Here is an 18,525-nt window from a genome sequence, read left to right on the forward strand (position 1 = left end):
TTCGCGGGCTTTCAAAGACCCAACTTTACGGAGCGGGGGGCCGCGCCTCCAAACCCGTTCGGGGGGCGTGGTCGAAGACACAGTCCCCGCACAGTCCACCGCCGGGACAGCGGTAGTAGAGGCAGCAGCTGGAGCGGCGCAGCCGGGGGCCGCGGACCGTGCCGGCGAGGTCCGGGTGGTCGAGGAGCCCGGAGACGAGGGCGGCGGCCCGCTCGGCGACCTCCGGCCGGTCCCTCGCGCGCGCCCAGCGGGTGAGCTCGCGCAGGGCGCCGGCGAGGGCCGAGCCGGCGTTGCCCCAGAGGAGCCGGGGCGAGATCCGGCCGTCGCGGCGCAGCGCCGCGTGCAGCGGGACGAGGTGGGCCTCCTGGACGGCCTCGCGGAGGGCGTCGACCGTGGCGGGGCGGGTCTCCGCACCGGACCACCACAGGTCGTCGGGGGAGGTCAGGGCCCCGTCCCAGTACAGCTCGCCGGGGGCGAGGCCGGGGAAGGCGCCGTACAGCGCGGCCGGCCCCAGCGCGGTCGACCAGAGCCTGGCCGCGAGGCCGAGGTGGGCGACGGAGGCCCCGACCCGCCGCTCGGGGGCGTGGAGCCGGGCGGCGACCCGGTCGACGCGCGCGGCGAGGGGGCCGTCCTCCCCCGCGTACAGCAGGGCGAGGGGGCGGTGGTCCCCTCCGGTCTCCGGCGCGGTGGTCCGCAGCGCGAAGAATCCGCCCACCGACCCGCTCTCGACGAGATCCAGCTCCGGTCCCACGCGTCTGCCCCCAGCTTTCTCGTCTCCGCGGCGGGTCCTGCCCGCCCGTCCATGATTCTTCCGCACCGGGGACAGGGTGCCGGAATGATCCCGTTCCACCCCTTCCGACCTGCGCGGGCGTACTTCTCCGGGCGTACGCGCGCGCCGTGTACTGCGACGGCGGTAGCACGCGAAGCGTTCCCTGGTACGACGCCGAATCCGCCCGGAAGAGAGATCGTGGAAGGTATGAGCCCACTCCTGCTGTCCGTGCTCCTGTCCCTGGTCTCGGCGCTCGCCTACGCTGCCGCCGCGATCGTGCAGGAGCGGGTCGCGGCCTCCGCCGCCGGTCCGCGCTACGCGCCGCTGCGCAGCCCGGCGTGGTGGGTGTCCGTCCTGCTCAACGGTCTCGGCGCGACCCTGCACGTGGCCGCGCTCGCCTACGGTCCGCTCAGCCTGGTCCAGCCGCTGGGCGCCCTCACGATCGTCTTCGCGCTGCCCATGGCGGCCCTCTTCGTCGGCCGCCGGGCCGGGCGGCGGGCCTGGCGCGGCGCCCTCATGGCCACGGTCGGCCTCGCCGGCCTGCTGAGCCTGACGAACGGCTCCGACGCGCAGTCGCTCGCCGACGGGGAGCGGTGGCTGCTCGCGGCGGGCACGTCCGCCGTGGTGGCCGTCCTGTTCGCGGCGGCGCACCTGGTGGGCCGGTCCGTGCTGCGCAGCGTGATCCTGGCCGCCGCGGCCGGCGTCTCCTTCGGCATGGCCTCGGTCTTCACCAAGTCCGTGGCCGAGGAGTGGACCTCCGGCGCCCCGCTCGCCGAATGGACGGGCCTGCTCGTGCTCTCGGCGCTCGCCGTGACCGGACTGCTCCTCTCGCAGGCCTCCTACCGGGGCGCGGGGCTGGCCGCCCCGCTCGCCACGGTCACCGTGGTGAACCCGGTGGTCGCGGCGGCCGTGGGCCTCACGCTCTTCGGCGAGAGCTTCCGCTACGGCACGGCGGGCACCGTCGCCGCGCTGATCTGCGGCGCGGTCGCGGCGGGCGGCCTGGTCCAGCTCACCCTCGACCGCATGACGGTGGCGCCGGAGGCCCGGTCGGTGCCGGATCCGGAGTCATCCGCCTCGCGGTCGCCCTCGTCGGCGCCGAGGTCAGATGGAGACGCCCCGCGCCCTGAGGTAGGCCAGCGGATCGATGTCGGAGCCGTACCCGGGACCCGTCCGTACCTCGAAGTGGAGATGCGGTCCCGAGCTGTTGCCGGTCGACCCTGAGCGTCCGATGCGCTGGCCGCCCTGGACCCGCTGTCCCTCGCGGACGGCGAGCGCGGAGAGGTGCGCGTACTGGCTGTAGCGGCCGTCCTCGTGGCGCAGGACGACCTGGTAGCCGTACGCGCCGCCCCACCCCGCGGAGACGACCCGCGCGTCGGCGACGGCCTTGACCGAGGTGCCGGTGGGCACGGGGAAGTCGACTCCGGTGTGGTAGCCGCTGGACCAGGAGGAGCCGCGGGTTCCGTAGCTGGTGCCGATGCCGGCGGCGATGGGAGCGGAGTAGCGGTCCTTGTCCGGCGCGGCGGCGGGCCGCGGCTTGGAGGCGGGCCGGTCGACGGGCTTGGGCTTCGGCTTCGGCTTCGGCTTGGCGGACGTCTTGGCCGCGGGCTTCGCGGAAGGCTTGACGACCGGCTTGGGCGTGGTGGTGGCCGTGCTCCGGGGAGCCGGGGCTTTGGTGGCCGGCGCCTTCGCCGCGGGAGTCTTCACGGGAGGCGCCTTCGCGACCGGGCGCTTCGAGGGGGCGGCCTGTGCCGGCGGCGTGGGGGCCTTCACGGCCGGGGACGTCGCGACGCGCGGAGCCGTCTTGGCCGCCTCGGCAGGCCCGGTCGGCTTCTTCGGTGCGGCGATGCGCAGGGTGAGTCGCTGGCCGGGGTGGATCAGGTCGGGGTCGTCGCCGACGACCGGCCGGTTCGACTCGTACAGCCGCTTCCAGCCACCCTGGACGCGCTCCTCGCGGGCGATCTTCGAGAGGGAGTCGCCGGGCGTGACCGTGTACATCTCGCGGATCGTGGGCACGGTGGTGGGATCGGCGCGCCGGGCGGGTGCCTTCTCGGATAAGGCGCGCTGGCCCGGCAGAGAGGCGGTACGTGGCGCGTTCGCGCCGGTGGACGAGGCCTTTGCCGTGATCTCAGGGGCCTCACCGCCCCGGGCGAGCCCGGCGCGCGGCCCGCACGAGGGCCAGGCGCCGGGCCCCTGGCCCTTGAGGACGCGCTCGGCGATCGCGATCTGCTGGTCCTTGGAGGCGAGGTCGGCGCGCGGCGCGTAGTGCGTGCCGCCGTAGCTCTCCCAGGTGGACTGGCTGAACTGGAGGCCGCCGAAGTAGCCGTTCCCGGTGTTGACGTGCCAGCTGGAGGAGGACTCGCAGGCAGCGACCTTCTCCCAGACGTCCAGCGAGGCGGCCTGCACGGCTCCCGCGCCGATCAGCGGGAGCGCCATGCCGGCGCTTCCGGCGGTGACGGTGAGCGAGGCACGGTTGATCCGGCTCGGCTGGTGGCGGCGGTGACGTCCGCGTACGGCCATGGGCCCCCCTTGGAACACAGCGACAGCCGTCCAAGTTAGGGGTGGCGCACGCTCCGTGACAAGGGCGCGGGCGGAACCTCAAGCCCCTTCTGTCACCTTGCCGTTGACTACGGGCGGAGCCCGGCGGGGCCCGGCTGGGGCTGAGGCTCCGGTTCCGGAACGGGTCCGCCGGGCTCGGGCACCGGGCTGGGCACGGGGTCCGGCGGTACCGGCACGGGGTTGGGCGGGGGTACCGGCGGCGGGGAGGGCACGGGGGTCGGTACCGGCGAGGGCTGCGGATCGGGGAAGGGGTGCGTCATCACGGACCTCTCGGTCGTCGGGATCCTCGCTCCCCAGGGTGACCCGGCGGACGGGCTCGCGCCCGCCGGGTCCTTCCTTCGGGGTGGGTACGGGTCCCACCCCGAAGGTCACCAGAGGCCGGGGGTGGCCTTGAGCTGGAGCTTCGCCGCGCGGACGACGTCCGCCGGGGGGACGGGGGCCTCGTCCGGATGGCGCTCGGCCCACTTGGCGGCGTACGGGCAGAGCGGCACGACGGGCACACTCTCGCCGGCGGCGATCGTGTAGAACTCGCGCACGAGCGCTCCGGCGATGCCCTTCCCCTCGTGCCCGTCCTCGACGATGGTGTGGACCGCCACGAGGGCGTGGGGTTCGGCGTCGAGGACGAAGTAGACGACGACACCGACGCAGGTGTCCCCCTCGAAAGCCTCCAGGCGCCCGTTCGTCCGGTCGTCGCGGATCTTCAGCTCGGCCGTGCGGCGGGCTCTCCCTCGGCTCAGATCTGTGCGGGCACGGCGTGCGGGGCGCGGACCGTGTCGCTCCCGGGCACGGGCGCGGAGGCGTCCTCCCCGAGCTCCACGATGCGGTTGTCCGCGTCGACGTGCACGACGCGCGGCGTGAACGAGCGCGCCTCGGCGTCCTCGACCTGCGCGTAGCTGATGAGGATCACGAGGTCGCCGGGGTGCACGAGGTGCGCGGCCGCGCCGTTGATCCCGATGACCCCGGAGCCGCGCTCGCCCTCGATGACGTAGGTCTCCAGCCGGGCCCCGTTGTCGATGTCGACGATGTGCACGAGCTCGCCGGGCAGCAGATCGGCCGCCTCCATCAACTCGGCGTCGACGGTGACCGACCCGACGTAATGAAGATCGGCCTGGGTCACGGTCGCCCGGTGGATCTTGGACTTGAACAGAGTGCGCAGCACTTTGGACTCCTCTAAGACGGCTCCCTGCCTGCTTTCTGCAGGTCAAGGGCGGCCCCGACCTTACACCGACGCCCCTGTCCGTGGTTTGTGAGGAACATCGCTCTGGTCGGGCTAGACGGCTTCCTACCTGGGCTTTCACTCCGCCACCGACGCCTGTACAGGGAACGCCCGGCGACTCATACTGACCGAACGCCGACTTACCTGATGGCCCATCAAACATGCGGGAGCCCCCTCCGCACACACGGACGACGTGCGTCCACGCCCCACCGACCTGTCGGGCACCGACATCACTCTGGTCCATGGAGCATGGTCCGTTTGGCCATCAGTCGGTCGGCACTCGACCGCCCTGGAAGCCGGCTCGCTGCCAGCTGCCCGCCGGGCCCCTCGGCGGCGTGGAACTCGCGAGCGAGGCGGGGTCAAGGTGCCGACACCGGCCCGCCCAGGCCGAAGCCCAGGTCACGCGCCCCTGCGCACTTGCGTGCGCCGCTCCTCCCTTTCGTACGGTCCGACCGATGGTGAACCGCCCTCGCACACCGTGAAGGAGAGCTGTTGAAGCCGACCGAGGAAGTGCTCCGGGACCTGACCCAGCCCTCGAACGTCTCCGTCCACTCCGACGACACGCTCGTCGGGAAGGTGAATGCCGCCATCACGGCGGACGACAAGAAGCGGAAGGAGAACGAGGACGAGCCGCTCCGCAGGAAGCCCGGTCTCGTCCCGATCCCGCAGACGGAACTGCCCCGGCAGTTCGAAGTGACCCTCTGGGACGTCCTCCACACCCTCGCCCGGGCCACGGCCCTGTCGTGGCGCCCTCACCCTCGCCAAGCACATGCTGCGCAGCCATTTCCCCGACCATTCGGTGACGATCGTCCCCGCCGACACGGCGTTACGCGCGGGCCGGGCCCTCACCAGCAGGGACAAGGGCGAGAAGGTGAGGTACCGCTACCGGCCCCACTACTTCGCCGAGGTCTGGCGGCCGGGCGAGGCGTCCCGCGTCTTCCTCCTTGCTTGCAAGGGCAACCACAGCGACTCCGCCACCTCCGCCGAGCAGCTGGCCTCCGCCTCCGACCACGCCGAAGCGGTCCACATCGGCTCGTGGAACGAGACCCCCGGCCTGCTGTTCAGCACGCAGCTCCCGACGGACGGCGGCGCGATGACCGTCCACACCCTCCAGGCACTCGGCATCGGAGGTCTGCTGTCCCCGGCGGAAGGCCGGGAGGCGAACCTGAACGCCCCGCCGTTCCAGGCGAACGTGATGCCTGACATCCACCCGCCGACCGAGGGCCTGGTGGCACCGGAGCCCGTACGGGGCTGCCACGTGCAGGCGAAGGACTACGCCTGGTTCCAGGAGTCACTGGCCCACACCACGGCGGCCGGGCTCATGGCCTTCACGGGATCCGGCCACGCCACCGCCCGGCACCTGACCGATCGGCAGGGCCGCAGGCGGTTCACCGGTCTCGAGCACGCAGCCAGCATGAGCATCCAGGACGCCGCCCACACTCTCTTCGGCAACGAGTACGTCGGCACTGACCACGTCTTCCGCCTGAACGGGCCTCGCGTCGAGGCGTTCTCCGGCGTGGACGAGGAGGTCTTCCGGCTTCTCGCCAGAGGCGACATCGAGGAATATCGCTCTCTCGTCCACGCGAGCCGCCGCGTCCGCCCCCACCTCACCTTCGACAAGGATTGGGGCGGCCCCGTCTCCGTCCATGCCGACGGATCGGTCCTCGCCTTGCGGCTGCTGCCGGGGCAGGACGAGAAGCCGCGTCCGGGCTCCCCGCGCTGACCTCGGAAGGCTGCAGGGACCAGCTCATCTCAGAGCCGATCCCTGCGGCAGGACTACGTACACGCCGGCTCAGAGCGACGCCTCGGCTCCGAGGCTTCCGGCGCCGATGGCTCCCCTCAGCACGTGGGCGATCTCCTCGGGCTTGAGGTCGATGCCGTCGAGCCCCTCCAAGGTCAGCGGGACCTCCTCCAGCGCATACTCGCCGCGGCCCTCGGCGCTGAACTCGGGGCCGGTGCGGTCGCCGAAGGACCAGGTCGCGATGCGGGCGAGGTAGAAGAGCTGGCGCTCGCCGTCGGCCTCCATCGTGTGGAGGAGGCGGATGATGTCGGCCTTTCCCGCGATCTCCTCGTGGATCTCCCGGTGGAGGGCGGCTTCCCTGGACTCGTCGCTGGGCTCGACACCGCCGCCGGGCAGGACCCAGTACTCGGGAATGCCGGGCCTGGTGCGGCGGATGACCAGCATCGTGTCGTCGGCGGTGACGAGGACGGCGCGGACTCGTTCGATCATTTCGGTTCGTCTCCTTGCTTGTTGACGGTCTCAGTGGAGCAGCCAGCCGCCGTCGAGGTGAACGGACTGCCCCGTGATGAACGAGGCGGAGGGGCCCACGAGGAACGCCACCAGGGCCGCGACGTCTCGGGCCGGCCACGGCGCGGGACGCACTGGCACTTGATCTGGTCCTCCGGCCGCGCACGGCGCCGGGCGGGGAGGGCGTTCGGTTCATCGGCTGCAGGAGGTGTCCCATTTACATACAAGCGCGCGAGGTGCGTCCAGGTGCCGGCCTGCGGCCACGATTGCCATCCGGACGCATGGGTCCCGTCTCAGGCAACGCGGGAGCCATGCCTCCGCCGTCCTCCGCCCGATCACCGGCGTGGCGGCTGGATCTGCCGTTTCGCGGATGTCCACATAGGTCACATGATCTTCTCGGTCTTCGCCCGCGGGGAGCAGCAAGGCAGACTTCAGGAACGGCGGGCCTTACACCTCGATGCCCTGAGAGGCCCGGTCGGCGCGCCGGGGCGGATGGCCGGCCCTGCTGAAGCGGACCCGCGTCGCACTCGGGCCCGGCCGCGGCTCCGGATCAAGCCTTGGCAACGGGACATGCCGCTCACCTTCGAGGCTGTCGCCGGTGCCGCGTTAGGCCTGCCGCTGCTGCCGGCACGCTGGAAGAGTGGGAGAGGGCGCAGTCACCGGACGGCTCCTTCTACGGGATGCCGCTCGTGACGAGATTGCTCCACCTCGCTCCGCGAGTGGATGCGGCAGCCCGAGCGGCTACTGAAGCCGTACGCGCATAGGGATAAACCAGGCCTGGCGGCAGTCCTCCGCAGTGCCTTCCGCTGGTAGACCGGGCGCTGCTGGTAGTCTACCACCGCGCAAAGCTCACCGTGCGGCAACTCGCGCCACTGTTCGACCGCCCGCCCCGTTGACACGGTCGAGCGGTTGTGGATCGTGGACGGCACCTCGATCCCGGCCCGTGACCGGAACCGGCGCACCCTCTCGCAGCTACCGGTTGTCAGCGAACCTCCAGGTCACTATCGACGGGGCAGTCCGCTTGATGGTCGCCGGTCAGTAATCGAACGTCTTGAGGTGTCGGCGCAGCTGGCCACTGATGTCTTCCCGACCCCCGGCGGCCGGCAAGGGCGTATCTTCGCCGTTCGCCATGGCGCGGCTGCCGGCGAAGCGTAAGAGGTTCGGCGCCGGACGAAGGAGCCACGCAACCAGACAGCGAAGACCCCGGCTTCGTCCGCGGTCACGTCCGTGAGGGTGATGCAGGCGAGGTGTGCCGCCGCGCCGGAGGGACGCTCTCGCCCGCCGAGTGGCGGACGTACCTGCCAGGCATCCCCCACCGGAAGGTGCGCTGAACGGCGCCCGCGAGACCGGCCGGCGTGCCCGGCAGCGCGCCGAGCAGGCCGACGGCCGCGCCGGCGGCGAGGAGGACCGGCGCAGAACGCTTCGCGCCCGGGGGACGAGGGTGTGGTTCGTGGTCGTGCCCGGCGTCCTTGGGGCCGTCGGTGCCTTGCCGCGAGGTCAGGCAGGCACCGGACGGCGGGTGCGGCGGGTGACCTCCGGGCGAGTCGCGCGGCGCCGGCCTGCCCGGTCCGGACGGAGGTCAGGGACGGGGCGATGCCTTCGATCTCGCCGAACCGCTGTCCGTTTCCGGTGGTGTGGGGTGGCCCCGCTGGGATCCGCCGCGTTCTCCGCCGATGAGATGCGAACGCCGCCCCCTCCGGGCAGAGTAGGGAAGGACCTGTTCGTACCGAGGTGGTCCCCTGTGGTCCCGCGTGCTGGAGACGGGACGGAGTGATGCGAGGATTGTCGTGACGTCGGAGTGATCGATGTTCCGCAGACGGCCGGCCGACAACAGCGAGGACCTTCTGGTCCGGCTCGGGTCGCTGACCGCCAGGGCGCGGGAGTTGGCCGAGACGCAGCGTTCCCGTGTCGAGCTCGCCGTGGCCCTGCAGCGCGACATGCTGCCCTCGGACCTGCCCAGTTTTCCGGGCGCCCGGCTGGCCGTCCGCTATGAGCCCGCCAATCACGGGCTCAACGTCGGCGGTGACTGGTACGACGCCTTCTCCCTGCCCGGCGGGCAGATCGGCATGTCCATCGGTGACGTGCAGGGGCACAACATCGAGGCCGCCGCCTTCATGGGACAGGTCCGCGTGGCACTGCGCGCGCTGGCCTCCGTCACCGGAGACCCGGGAGAGCTGCTCGGTCGCACCAACGACCTGCTGATCTCTCTGGGCGCCGACCTCTTCGCCACCTGCACCTTCCTGCGGCTCGACCCCGCCGCCGGCACCCTGGAGTGCGCCCGGGCCGGTCACATCCCCTACATCTGGGCCACCACCGACGGCCGCTCCGGTATCGACGACAGCGAGGGCGGGCCTCCGCTCGGTGTGCTCCGCGGCGTCGACTACCCGGCCACGCGCCACCGGCTCACCGCCGACGGTGTCTTCGTCCTCCTGACCGACGGGGTGGTGGAGGGGCCCTCGCTCCACGTCGACGAGGGTCTGGACCGGGTGACGCGGCTCGCCGGGATCACCGCCGTCGCCGGGCTGGACGTCGACGCGCTCGCCACCGCCGTCATGAAGCTGGCGGCCACGGTGGGGCACGAGGACGACGCGGCCGTCCTGGTCGTCGGCCATGACGGCGGTCCGGCCCGGTCGGCGGCCGAGGAGTGAAGGGGGGCTCTCCTCGGGCCGGGTCGGTCCTCGGACCGGCCCGGGCCCGTGCCGTACGGCGGCGCCCGACACGCAGGGGTCCTTGCCCGGTCGTGGCGGCCCGGCCGGTGTCTGATGGCTGACGTGTTGGACACTCGGCAGTTCCGGCCCTCTACGGAGGCGGCTCTGATGTCGCTGGCCGTGACGGTTTGCTACTACGCGGCCGGACGACTCGGCCTGATGGGCCGCCTCGTCGTCGAAGGCGTGGTGGTCACCCCCATCTGGCCGCCCACCGGCGTCGCCGTCGCCGCCCTGCTGCTGTTCGGCGCGCGGGTCTGGCCTGGGATCGCCCTCGGCTCCTTCCTCGTCATCGCTTCCCTCACCGCTCCGGGGCCCACCACAGTGGTCACCGTGGTGAGCAACACCGTCGCGCCTCTCTGCGCCTTCCTGCTGCTGAGACGGGCCGGCTTCCGGCTCGACATGGCGCGGCTGCGGGACGGACTCTCCCTGGTCTTCCTCGGTGGGTTCGGCGCCATGCTGATCAGCGCGACCGCGGGGGTCGGACTACAGGTGGCGAAGGGCTCCCTGGACAAGAGCGAGTTCTGGCCCGTCTGGCTGGCCTGGTGGGTGGGCGACACGATGGGGGTGCTGCTCGTCGCCCCGCTCCTGCTCGTCCTCGCGGGGCCGGCCGGACGGTTCCGGGTACGGCGCTGGAAGGAGGCGGCCTTTCTGGGGCTGACGACCCTGGTCCTCATGCCCATGGCCGTGCTCAGCCCGATGAGCATGCTCTTCCTCGTCTTCCCCCTGCTGATCTGGGCAGCGCTCCGCTTCCAGCTCGCCGGAAGCATGCTGTGCGCGCTCTTCGCCTCCGTACTCACTACCTTCGAGGCGACCTCCGGGCGGGGCGCGTTCCTCCACCTGACGGACGTCGAGATCATGGCCAAGCTCCAGGCGTTCAACGGTTCCGCCGCCCTGACCGCCCTGCTTCTCGCCTCCGTCATCACCGAGCAGCGTGCGACCCGCCGGTCGGTGCGCCGCGCCTGCCAGGAACTGGCGGAGGTCCTGGAGCACCTCGCGGCGGGCGAGCCCTCACCGGGTCCACCCGGCACCGCCGAGAGCCGGGCAGCCCCACCCGGCGGGCACCGGGATCCGTGACACCTGCGCCGGAGCCGACGCAGGAATCAGGAGCCGTACAACGCCTGAAGGTCAGCAAGCGGAGTCAAGGCTGCGACGCATGCTGACCTTTTGCTGACCTGAGAGGCCTCTACCATGCCCCTGACCTGTACAGACGTCCAAATGCTAGATCTTGGACTTGAACATTGCACGTATCGTCGAGGTACTCCTGGACATAGGCTCCTTGCCTGCGTTTTTGCAGGTCAAGGGCTGTTCCCACATCCTACGACGAGTCGCAAGTTCAGGCAGCTGCCCCCAGGTTCTTGAGGACTCATGCTGACCACTTACCACCTTCCTGACGCATCATCAGGTAGCGGCGGAAGGTATAGCCGCCCTCCAGAACGCCACCGAGACGACTTCGCAGGCCTACGCAGCGCTCCCCCGCGGGTATCCGTGATCACCGTCACTCCGACGAACTGACAGCGGGTCCATGCCTGCCTGCTCCCACGGGGAAGGCCTCTTGAGCAACCACACCGACCACGGACGATCGCACAGGCGCCAGCCCGCCGAGCTCGGTCAGCCGGGCGGCGTGCAGGCGCGGCCGGACGCCGGCCTCGGCACTCCAGCCCCGCAGCCTCAGGATGACCGGAGCACAACTGGGCGGGCACCGCGAACGGCCTCTTCGCCCGAGGCGCGGGAGTTCTTCTCCGTCATGGTGCCCAAGCCCTTCGCATGCCGCTCAGGTGGCCATGCCCCCCCCGGACAGCTCGGCCTCGATCCCCTCGTAGGTCAGGCCCCATGTGGAGCCCTCGGCGGAACCGAAGACGTACATGGTGCGGAGGCCGGCCAGTTCGGACACTTCCACGCGTTCGCTCCCTCGTCGTGCGCCGCTGCGGTTGGTCAGGGTAGGTGTCGGGCTTAGCCCTTGACGCCGTGGGCGGCCATCGTGACGCGTCAGTAGGCCGCGGAGTCCGCGTTGTTGGTGACCGTCTCGACGCCTCTCGGCTCCTTGTTCCGAGGGTCGTTGAGAGCGGCGTCGTACTTCGCGAGCTCACCGGTGGTTCGTATTGAGTTCGTCGAGCGAGTGGTAGCACGACCTGTTCGGGTTGTCGACGTACTTGGCCTCGATCACCTGCTTCGACCGTCGGGAGAGCGCCGGCGCGGACGCCCCGCGGCTCCAGTACACCCTGGACGCAAGGCCTGCCGACACGCTCCGCGACCTCGTGAAGGACGCTACCCAGGTCGGGAGGGCCTCACGGTCTGGGTGGGCCCGCGGCAGAGCGAGGTCCAGCTGCCAGCCGCATGCGCGAAGGAGATGAAGACGACCGCCCAGCACGTCACCGTCACCCTCAAGGTCTCGCCCGGGGTCCTCGTCGGGCGGAACTGGGACGACACGCCGCTGATCAAGGACTCGCGGACCGTGATCCTGGAGGCTGTCGACAACCTGGTCGAGCAGGACGACTGCGTCGCCTGACCAGTCGCCCGGCCGAGATCAGGTCGCCCAGCGGGCCCCCTCATCGCAGAGCGGATGGGAAGAGTCCGTTCTGTCCGGCTTTCGGGTGGGTAAGTGGTGGATAGGTCCCCCCGAGGGAGGCTGGCACGATGCCGTGGTTCGTATGGCTGCTCGCCGCCGGGGTGCTCGGTGTCGCGGAGTTCTTCACCCTGACGCTGGTTTTCGGGTTGCTGGCGGGCGCTGCGCTGGTCGCCGCTGTCGTCGCTGGTGTGGGTATCGGCCTTCTCGGCCAGCTCGTGGCGCTCGGAGTGGCAGCGGCAGCGGGGCTCCTCATCGTCCGTCCCGTCGCGGTGCGGATGGCGCGGACACCCCTCACGCGTGAGGGCAGCGACGCGCTGATCGGCAGGCGTGCCGAGGTGATGCAGGAGGTCACCGCGAGCCACGGCCTGATCAAGATCTCTGGTGAGGAATGGTCCGCCCGTGCTCTCGACGAGAGCCTCGTGATCCCGGTGGGCGCGCTGGTGGACGTCATGGAGATCGAAGGCGCCACCGCGGTCGTCTACCCCCGCGAGCTCCTTCCGTGAACGACTGAACATCTCGCAACGGAGGAATTGTGGATCCGGTACTCATCCCGATTCTCGTGGCGGCGATCGTCGTCGTCTTCCTCGTGGCCGCCACGGTGCGGATCGTCCCGCAGGCGCGCCGCTACAACATCGAGCGGTTCGGCCGGTACCGGCGGACGCTGCAACCCGGCCTGAACTTCGTCGTACCGGTGGCGGACCGCGTCAACACGAAACTCGACGTACGCGAGCAGGTGTACTCGTCCGCGCCCAAGCCGGTGATCACCGAGGACAACCTCGTGGTGAACATCGACACCGTGCTCTACTACCAGATCACCGACCCGCGGGCGGCGGCCTACGAGGTCGCCGACTACCTCCAGGCGATCGATCAGCTCACCGTGACCACCCTGCGGAACGTCATCGGCTCCATGGACCTGGAGCAGACGCTCACCTCGCGTGAAGAGATCAACGCCAGGCTCCGCGCCGTCCTCGACGACGCCACCGGCAAGTGGGGCATCCGGGTCAACCGCGTCGAGATCAAGGCCATCGATCCGCCGCACTCCATCCAAGAGGCGATGGAGAAGCAGATGCGGGCCGAGCGTGACAAGCGCGCGGCCGTCCTGCACGCCGAAGGGGAACGGCAGGCCAAGATCCTCACCGCGGAGGGCACGAAGCAGAAGGACATCCTGGAAGCACAGGGCGCGCAGCAAGCCATGATCCTGCGAGCCGACGGCGAGGCGAAGGCGGTGGAGCTCGTCTTCCAGGCCGTCCATCGCAACAATGCCGATCCGAAGATCCTGGCCTACAAGTATCTCGAAACGCTCCCGCACCTGGCGAAGAGCGACAACAACACGTTCTGGGTGATCCCGGGCGAGCTCACCGAGGCCGTCCGCGCCGTCACCCACGCGTTCGGAGACCAGTCGACGATGGGTCTCCCCGCGCCTGCCCAACCGGAGGAAGCAACCACCACCGATGCCGACGGCGCGCCGGTCGAGGGCGGGGCGACGGAGCTCGAGACAGGTTCGCCCCTTTCGCTCGACGCCGCCGCGGCCGCCGACGAGGTCGCGAAGCGGGCCGACGCCGTAGTGAGCGACGCGAAGGCCGAGGCCGCGAGGACGGCCCAGGTACCGGGCCGGGGGCAGACGTCCGGCGATTGACGAGCACCCTGGTTCACCAGTTGTCCGCGTCGCTGTCCGGAACGCCCTTCGTACCGCGCAGCGAGTGGCGCTGGACGAGACGGGCGATGTCGCCTGCGGTGACGACGCCCACCAGGAGCGGGCCGACGGTGACGAGGATCCATATGCCGCTCCGGCTGGGGCGAGCCCCCTCCAATACGCCTTCCAGGAGGTCGTCCGGCGCACAGGTCGTGCACTGCGACAGCGGGGTCGCCACGTCACGTACGCGCACGGTCCTGCGCTGCGGCGCGGGGATTCCCGCGAACCGTGTCAGGTCGACCAGGCCGCTGGGGCGGCCTTCGAAGTCGATCAGGGGCAGGACGGAATGGCGGGCCCGCATCGCCACGTCGTCGACGCAGCGTTCCACCGTGAGCCAGTCGGGACAGGTCTCCACGGGGCTCGACATGGCATCGGCCGCTCGTACCCCGTGCAGGGCCGCGGCCATTCCGGCCTGCCGTCGCTCCGCGCCGGCGACGACCAGGACGAAGAAGCCGATGACCATCAGCCACAGACCGCCCAAGGAGCCGCGCAGGAGCAAGACCCAGCCGCCGGCGACAAGCAGGAAGCCGAGTACCTGGCCGCAGCGCGCGGCCGCTCGTTCGGCCCGGTCCCGGTCTCCGGTACGCCACCAGATCACCGACTGCAGCACACGCCCGCCGTCCAGCGGCGCGGCAGGCAGCAGGTTGAACAGCCCCAGCAGGACGTTCACCCACGCGAGCCACACCAGGACGGCCGCCGGCACCGCCCAGCCGAACAACGCGTTCAGTCCGACGCCCGCCCCGAGCGCCGCCGCGCCCACGACGAGGCTGGCGAGCGGCCCGCCGACGGCCACGAGGAAGGCCGCGCCGGCCGTGCGCGGCTTGCCCATCCGGGTCATCCCGCCCAGGGCCCAGAGCGTGACGTCCTGGACGGGGATGTCCTTCCTCCGGGCGATGAACGCGTGCGCGGCCTCATGAGCCAGCAGGCTGCCGACGAGCAGCAGGGCCCCCAGCAGCCCCGCGACCGTGTACGTCGCGTTCGACCGGCCCGGTAGCCAGACGGGGAGTGTCTGGCTGCCCAGGCTGTATCCGAAGAGCACCACAAGCAGGGGCACCGTCCAGTGAACGAGCAGCGGCACGCCGAGAACCCGTCCGATCCGAACCGAGCCGTTCATCGCCGTCTCCCGTGGCTCAAGCAGGCGGTCATCCGCCCGAGCCCGCAGACCATCGGAACGCTCTCGATGATCGGATCAGTACGGCGTCCGCCTACTCCAAGTGTTGCTCCCTGGCCGGCATCCGCGGCTCACGAAGCCGCGCCCACGACCGAAACGCCGATGCACCATGGGACAACGTGCGGAAGCCACGGGCAGCTTCCCGGAAATCCGTCGCGCCGATCCAGCCCAAGGTCACCACCACGACCGGCCTGTGCCTCGACGTCGGCCCGCCCTACGAACGGCCACCACTCCACACGTCAGTCGGGAGTCGGCCGTCATGAGGAGCGCCGACTCCCCGAGGGCCTGCCGGAGGACGACGGTCGCGAAGTTCACTATCCGCAGCGCCGGCTTCAAGAGCGGTCTGTGCCGGCCCGAGAGATCTTCCGGCCGGCCCTCGGGCCAGAATGCCCCGGGCGGCGGCCCCACCAGCAAGGACAGATCGGCTGCCGCCCACACACGTTCGCCTCTCGGCTCCACCTCGTGCACCCCTCCTTCCCTCTTCCTCACCGAACGGCATGCCGTTCGGGCACCGCGGCCTCGCCCTGTCTCCGAGCGGCCGAGCCGCATCGTCACGGCGTGGTCGCGGGGAAGGGCCACGGGTCCTGCGAGGCCGGCGGGCTCCATGTCGGAGAGGGTGACGGGGCGAAAGGACCCGACCGGTTCTCCATGAGGACGAGCATGACGATCACCATGACGCTGCTGACGACGATCAGGGCAAGGCCGACCGGGTTGTTGGGGTTGTAGACGTATCGGCTGGTGCCCCACTTGCTCTTCTTGAAGACGGGCTCGTCACCGTTCATCGCCTGCGGCTTTCATGAGGGGCGGGCACTCCGGTCGTCGCACCGTTGAGTGCAGAGCGGGTGCGCTGGTCAGAGGTAGTGCTGGAGCAGGGTGGCCGCGTCGACGGTGCCGAGCAGGTGGGGCTCGTCCCCGTCGTAGTCGACGACCAGGACGACGGGGCGGCCGGTGCGTTCCATGAGCGAGGCCATCTGGACCGGTGAGGCGTCGGGGCTGACGACGGCCGGCGCGGGCAGGCGCTTGGGCAGTACGTCGGCAAGGCGGAGCGAGGCGGCGCGTGCGCGGACGTCGGCATCGAGCGACTCGCCCACGACGGCGGCGAGGAGCGGGTCGGCCCGTACGGCGTCGGGCAGGGCCGCGGCCAGGACTCGTGTTGCGGGGACGAGGGCCAAGGGGTGTCCGTCCTCGCTCACGACGACGAGTACCGGGGCACGTTCGCGGACCAGGAGTTCGGCTGCTTCGCGCAGGGTGGTGTCCCGGCGGACCGGGATGCAGGGCCAGGTCAGGTCACGTGCGCGCATGGGGAAGTGCCTTGCTCGTCGAGGTGCCGTCGGTGTGCGTCCGGGGTACGGAGCCGGTGTCGACGAGGTCGTCGACGTGGAAGAGGCGGGCGATGGGTACATCGGTGCTGCTGTGGGCGACGATCGAGAAGGCGATGCACACCGCGATCAGGGTGTACGCCTCCTGGCCCTGCGGGATTCCTGCCTGGAGGACGAGGAGGCCGTAGACGACGGAGGCGAACCCCTTGGGGCCGAACCAGGCGGCGACGAGCTTCTCCCGACGGTCGATACGGGTGCCCCACAGGGAGAGAAGCAGAGACGCGGGCCGGATGAGGACGATCGCCAGGACCACGGCGACGTAGCCGCCGAGGGACAGGTCTCCGAAGAGCTGGGGGGTGAGGAGGGCGCCGAAGACGAGGAGGGCGGCGAACTTGGCGAGTTCGGCGAGCGACTCGCCCAGGGGCTCGAACGCCTTGTGGGACTCCGGGGAGACGGCCGCGAGGACGGCGCCGGCGGAGAACGCGGCGAGGTAGGGGTTGGCGTGGGTGAGGTGGCAGGCGGCGTACAGGATGATCCCGGTGGCCAGCGGCAGGAGCGGCTGGAGCTTGGGCTCGGCGCCCAGCAGCCGGAACCGTACGAGCCCGGTGACGAGCAGCGGGAGCAGGACACCGAAGGCGAGGCCGAGGCCGAGTTCCAGAGCGATGTTCCCGTACGACGCCTCTACGCCTGCCGCGGTCGGCCCGGCGGCGGCGATGAGGATCAGGACCACCGGCAGCGCGAGTCCGTCGTTGATACCGCTCTCCACGTTGAGGAGTTCACGCAGCCGCGCAGGGACTTCCTTGCGGCCCACGACGGCGGAGGCGAAGACCGGGTCGGTCGGGGCGAGGACCGCGCCGACGAGGAACGACGTCGTCCAGTCCAGGCCGACCAGATAATGCGTGATCAGCGCCATGCCGACGCATGCGAGCGGCATACCGAGACCGAGGGCGCGGGCGGGGTTGCGCCAGTTGGCCCGCAGCTTGGCGAAGGACACGTGCATGCCGTCGGTGAACAGCACGGCGAAGAGGGCGAGATCGGCGGTGACCGACACGATCTCGCTCTGCGGTGAGATGTGGATCAGGCCGAGGAACCCGTCGCTGACGAGCGCCCCGCCGAGGAGGAAGAGCAGCGAGGTCGACAGGACGGTGCGGGCGGCGAGCCCGGACAGCAGGACCGCGACGAGCAGCGCGGCCCCGAAGACGGCGACGAGCACCATGACAGAAATCCCCGATCGGCAGAAAAGACACGTGTCCCTTGTTCGCCGACCAGACTTCCCGGCACTCCGCAACGGACCTTACACGTTCCCTACGCGGCATTGACAGGTTCTTGATGGGCAGTCGGAGCGCAGTGAGACTGCCGAGGGTCGGCATGTACACGTGGCCCGACGCTGTGCCGTCCTGACACCGCCCGAATGCCTGATTGCGCCATCGGGCAGGCGGGTTGGTCCGCGCGTACTCTGCCCCTCAGGTGCGCCGGGAAGCCTGGTCGGCAGAAGATCCCGCCTGCCCCGGAGTCGTTGATGCCTCCTCTGTCCTCACCTGCCGGCCCTCTCAGACGCGGCGCGCGTACGTTGCTGCGCGTGCTGCATCCCCGCCGGGAGAGGTCGGTGGTCCGTCTGAAGGGCGATCTCGGCACCGCATCCGTGAAGCACATCAGCCGTGTGCTCCGCGCGGCACTGCGTGGCACGCCGAGCGTGCTTGAGGTGGACTTCTCCCGCGTCACTCACCTGTCGCCGGAGGCCGTGTTGCCGCTGTTCCTGGCCGCACGTGGGGCGCGCGGCCAGGGGACGCGGTTCGCCATCGTCCGCGCGCATGGTCAGCCGGCGGTGATGGTGCGCAGGATGGGTCTGGAGCGCTATCTGTCCGCGGGACGTTCCAGCCGGTAGTCAGTGGTGTCGGGGGTGCCGAGTGTGACACCCGGGGGAACACGGTCGGTCACGTACTGGGTGAACGCCGCGCGTTCCTCCTCGTCGGTGAGATCCGTCAGGGGACTCATCGGCCACACGGGCCGTCCCCCGACGAAGGCCACGGCCGGGCTCCTGCGCGTCACCGGCAAGGAGGGCCGGAGTCCGCCCCTTTCAGCGAGCTTCCGGCGGTGGTAGGCGTCGCTCGCCGTGGGCAGGGGGTTGTGGACCGCGCGGGCGTTGCACGAGACACGGTCGATCTGTGCCTGGGCGCGGGCCTCCCCCTCGATCAGCAGCCCGTCGGTCGTCGTCGTACGCCTACCGCTCCGACGCAGCAGCACGGCACCGATTCCCCGAAGGCGCCGAACAGTGCAAT

General features: G+C 70.7%; 22 protein-coding genes. 8 read left to right on the forward strand and 14 right to left on the reverse strand.

All coding sequences use genetic code 11. The features are described 5' to 3' along the window. Positions 1–25: 25 nt before the first annotated feature. Positions 26–739: a (2Fe-2S)-binding protein gene (locus tag DEJ46_RS04350; RefSeq protein WP_150274088.1), complete on the reverse strand. Its 714-nt coding sequence runs from the start codon at positions 737–739 to the stop codon at positions 26–28. Positions 740–976: 237 nt separating this feature from the next. Between DEJ46_RS04350 and DEJ46_RS04355 the strand changes: the two genes are divergently transcribed. Beyond that, positions 977–1,990 (forward strand): DMT family transporter, encoded by a 1,014-nt coding sequence (locus DEJ46_RS04355; protein ID WP_150264255.1) that lies wholly within the window; start codon positions 977–979, stop codon positions 1,988–1,990. Here the strand turns inward: DEJ46_RS04355 and DEJ46_RS04360 are convergent. The 3 genes from DEJ46_RS04360 to panD form a co-directional block, all read right to left on the reverse strand. Continuing rightward, positions 1,871–3,286, reverse strand: coding sequence for a transglycosylase family protein (locus tag DEJ46_RS04360; protein WP_150264256.1), 1,416 nt, complete (start codon positions 3,284–3,286; stop codon positions 1,871–1,873). The two genes, DEJ46_RS04355 and DEJ46_RS04360, sit on opposite strands and share 120 nt — an antisense overlap. A 407-nt stretch (positions 3,287–3,693) precedes the next feature. Then, positions 3,694–4,062 (reverse strand): GNAT family N-acetyltransferase, encoded by a 369-nt coding sequence (locus DEJ46_RS04365; protein WP_411757810.1) that lies wholly within the window; start codon positions 4,060–4,062, stop codon positions 3,694–3,696. After that, positions 4,059–4,484: an aspartate 1-decarboxylase gene (panD, locus tag DEJ46_RS04370; protein ID WP_150264257.1), complete on the reverse strand. Its 426-nt coding sequence runs from the start codon at positions 4,482–4,484 to the stop codon at positions 4,059–4,061. Before panD ends, DEJ46_RS04365 begins: the two co-directional genes overlap by 4 nt. A gap of 826 nt (positions 4,485–5,310) precedes the next feature. Between panD and DEJ46_RS04375 the strand changes: the two genes are divergently transcribed. After that, positions 5,311–6,264 (forward strand): hypothetical protein, encoded by a 954-nt coding sequence (locus DEJ46_RS04375; RefSeq protein WP_223834499.1) that lies wholly within the window; start codon positions 5,311–5,313, stop codon positions 6,262–6,264. A 69-nt stretch (positions 6,265–6,333) separates the two neighbouring features. On the opposite strand, the gene DEJ46_RS04380 is transcribed toward DEJ46_RS04375, so the two are convergent. Next, entirely contained in the window at positions 6,334–6,771 is a 438-nt protein-coding gene (locus DEJ46_RS04380; protein WP_150264258.1) for an NUDIX hydrolase, read from the reverse strand. A gap of 30 nt (positions 6,772–6,801) precedes the next feature. Further along, a complete protein-coding gene (locus tag DEJ46_RS04385; RefSeq protein ID WP_223834500.1) occupies positions 6,802–6,930 on the reverse strand; it encodes an SDR family oxidoreductase in 129 nt (42 codons plus the stop codon). A 1,664-nt stretch (positions 6,931–8,594) separates the two neighbouring features. Between DEJ46_RS04385 and DEJ46_RS04390 the strand changes: the two genes are divergently transcribed. Both DEJ46_RS04390 and DEJ46_RS04395 read left to right on the forward strand, forming a co-directional pair. Continuing rightward, the gene (locus DEJ46_RS04390) at positions 8,595–9,437 is read left to right on the forward strand and encodes a PP2C family protein-serine/threonine phosphatase (RefSeq protein ID WP_141293870.1); all 843 of its coding nucleotides are present in this window, start codon (positions 8,595–8,597) and stop codon (positions 9,435–9,437) included. A gap of 114 nt (positions 9,438–9,551) precedes the next feature. Further along, entirely contained in the window at positions 9,552–10,571 is a 1,020-nt protein-coding gene (locus DEJ46_RS04395) for an MASE1 domain-containing protein (RefSeq protein ID WP_150264259.1), read from the forward strand. A 697-nt stretch (positions 10,572–11,268) separates the two neighbouring features. Here the strand turns inward: DEJ46_RS04395 and DEJ46_RS40455 are convergent. The 3 genes from DEJ46_RS40455 to DEJ46_RS38995 all read right to left on the reverse strand — a co-directional run bounded on the left by DEJ46_RS40455 (position 11,269) and on the right by DEJ46_RS38995 (position 11,739). Next, positions 11,269–11,394, reverse strand: a complete 126-nt coding sequence (locus tag DEJ46_RS40455; protein ID WP_263411744.1) for a hypothetical protein — start codon at positions 11,392–11,394, stop codon at positions 11,269–11,271. A gap of 89 nt (positions 11,395–11,483) precedes the next feature. After that, complete coding sequence (locus DEJ46_RS40865; protein WP_359683907.1) at positions 11,484–11,597, reverse strand: restriction endonuclease fold toxin-2 domain-containing protein; 114 nt, start codon at positions 11,595–11,597, stop codon at positions 11,484–11,486. Further along, positions 11,581–11,739 (reverse strand): restriction endonuclease fold toxin-2 domain-containing protein, encoded by a 159-nt coding sequence (locus DEJ46_RS38995; protein ID WP_190623342.1) that lies wholly within the window; start codon positions 11,737–11,739, stop codon positions 11,581–11,583. Before DEJ46_RS38995 ends, DEJ46_RS40865 begins: the two co-directional genes overlap by 17 nt. Positions 11,740–11,844: 105 nt before the next feature. Here DEJ46_RS38995 and DEJ46_RS39000 point away from each other — a divergent pair, with 105 nt between their 5' ends. From DEJ46_RS39000 to DEJ46_RS04405, 3 genes are all read left to right on the forward strand, one after another. Beyond that, positions 11,845–12,003, forward strand: coding sequence for a hypothetical protein (locus tag DEJ46_RS39000; protein ID WP_190622427.1), 159 nt, complete (start codon positions 11,845–11,847; stop codon positions 12,001–12,003). A 128-nt stretch (positions 12,004–12,131) separates the two neighbouring features. Beyond that, positions 12,132–12,566, forward strand: a complete 435-nt coding sequence (locus DEJ46_RS04400) for an NfeD family protein (RefSeq protein WP_150264260.1) — start codon at positions 12,132–12,134, stop codon at positions 12,564–12,566. A 29-nt stretch (positions 12,567–12,595) separates the two neighbouring features. Continuing rightward, on the forward strand, positions 12,596–13,699 hold the full coding sequence (locus DEJ46_RS04405) for an SPFH domain-containing protein (RefSeq protein WP_150264261.1): 1,104 nt from the start codon (positions 12,596–12,598) through the stop codon (positions 13,697–13,699). A gap of 13 nt (positions 13,700–13,712) precedes the next feature. On the opposite strand, the gene DEJ46_RS04410 is transcribed toward DEJ46_RS04405, so the two are convergent. From DEJ46_RS04410 to DEJ46_RS04425, 4 genes are all read right to left on the reverse strand, one after another. Continuing rightward, positions 13,713–14,870 carry a site-2 protease family protein gene (locus DEJ46_RS04410; protein ID WP_150264262.1) on the reverse strand — a complete coding sequence of 386 codons (1,158 nt, stop codon included), beginning with the start codon at positions 14,868–14,870 and terminating at the stop codon, positions 13,713–13,715. A gap of 608 nt (positions 14,871–15,478) precedes the next feature. After that, a complete protein-coding gene (locus DEJ46_RS04415; protein WP_055640086.1) occupies positions 15,479–15,709 on the reverse strand; it encodes a hypothetical protein in 231 nt (76 codons plus the stop codon). 69 nt (positions 15,710–15,778) lie between these two features. After that, positions 15,779–16,228 (reverse strand): CBS domain-containing protein, encoded by a 450-nt coding sequence (locus DEJ46_RS04420; protein ID WP_190622429.1) that lies wholly within the window; start codon positions 16,226–16,228, stop codon positions 15,779–15,781. Then, positions 16,215–17,462 carry a cation:proton antiporter gene (locus tag DEJ46_RS04425; protein WP_150264264.1) on the reverse strand — a complete coding sequence of 416 codons (1,248 nt, stop codon included), beginning with the start codon at positions 17,460–17,462 and terminating at the stop codon, positions 16,215–16,217. The genes DEJ46_RS04420 and DEJ46_RS04425 overlap by 14 nt, the downstream gene beginning before the upstream one ends. 363 nt (positions 17,463–17,825) lie before the next feature. On the opposite strand from DEJ46_RS04425, the gene DEJ46_RS39005 reads away from it, so the two are divergent. Continuing rightward, positions 17,826–18,131 (forward strand): STAS domain-containing protein, encoded by a 306-nt coding sequence (locus DEJ46_RS39005; protein ID WP_190622431.1) that lies wholly within the window; start codon positions 17,826–17,828, stop codon positions 18,129–18,131. Here DEJ46_RS39005 and DEJ46_RS39010 read toward each other — a convergent pair. Then, on the reverse strand, positions 18,101–18,490 hold the full coding sequence (locus DEJ46_RS39010; protein ID WP_190622433.1) for a hypothetical protein: 390 nt from the start codon (positions 18,488–18,490) through the stop codon (positions 18,101–18,103). The genes DEJ46_RS39005 and DEJ46_RS39010 overlap by 31 nt on opposite strands. Positions 18,491–18,525: the final 35 nt, after the last annotated feature.

Origin of the sequence: Streptomyces venezuelae (genome assembly GCF_008642375.1) — a bacterium.
Classification (GTDB): domain Bacteria; phylum Actinomycetota; class Actinomycetes; order Streptomycetales; family Streptomycetaceae; genus Streptomyces; species Streptomyces venezuelae_G.

What these genes read in the sequence shown, in the direction of transcription:
- DEJ46_RS04375 (WP_223834499.1), top strand. Translation starts at nt 5,311, where the DNA reads ATGCTGCGCAGCCATTTCCCCGACCATTCGGTGACGATCGTCCCCGCC.
- DEJ46_RS04420 (WP_190622429.1), bottom strand. Translation starts at nt 16,228, where the DNA reads ATGCGCGCACGTGACCTGACCTGGCCCTGCATCCCGGTCCGCCGGGAC.
- DEJ46_RS04425 (WP_150264264.1), bottom strand. Translation starts at nt 17,462, where the DNA reads ATGGTGCTCGTCGCCGTCTTCGGGGCCGCGCTGCTCGTCGCGGTCCTG.
- DEJ46_RS04395 (WP_150264259.1), top strand. Translation starts at nt 9,552, where the DNA reads ATGGCTGACGTGTTGGACACTCGGCAGTTCCGGCCCTCTACGGAGGCG.
- DEJ46_RS39000 (WP_190622427.1), top strand. Translation starts at nt 11,845, where the DNA reads ATGAAGACGACCGCCCAGCACGTCACCGTCACCCTCAAGGTCTCGCCC.
- DEJ46_RS04360 (WP_150264256.1), bottom strand. Translation starts at nt 3,286, where the DNA reads ATGGCCGTACGCGGACGTCACCGCCGCCACCAGCCGAGCCGGATCAAC.
- DEJ46_RS04390 (WP_141293870.1), top strand. Translation starts at nt 8,595, where the DNA reads ATGTTCCGCAGACGGCCGGCCGACAACAGCGAGGACCTTCTGGTCCGG.
- DEJ46_RS04415 (WP_055640086.1), bottom strand. Translation starts at nt 15,709, where the DNA reads ATGAACGGTGACGAGCCCGTCTTCAAGAAGAGCAAGTGGGGCACCAGC.
- DEJ46_RS04400 (WP_150264260.1), top strand. Translation starts at nt 12,132, where the DNA reads ATGCCGTGGTTCGTATGGCTGCTCGCCGCCGGGGTGCTCGGTGTCGCG.
- DEJ46_RS04355 (WP_150264255.1), top strand. Translation starts at nt 977, where the DNA reads ATGAGCCCACTCCTGCTGTCCGTGCTCCTGTCCCTGGTCTCGGCGCTC.
- DEJ46_RS04380 (WP_150264258.1), bottom strand. Translation starts at nt 6,771, where the DNA reads ATGATCGAACGAGTCCGCGCCGTCCTCGTCACCGCCGACGACACGATG.
- DEJ46_RS04410 (WP_150264262.1), bottom strand. Translation starts at nt 14,870, where the DNA reads ATGAACGGCTCGGTTCGGATCGGACGGGTTCTCGGCGTGCCGCTGCTC.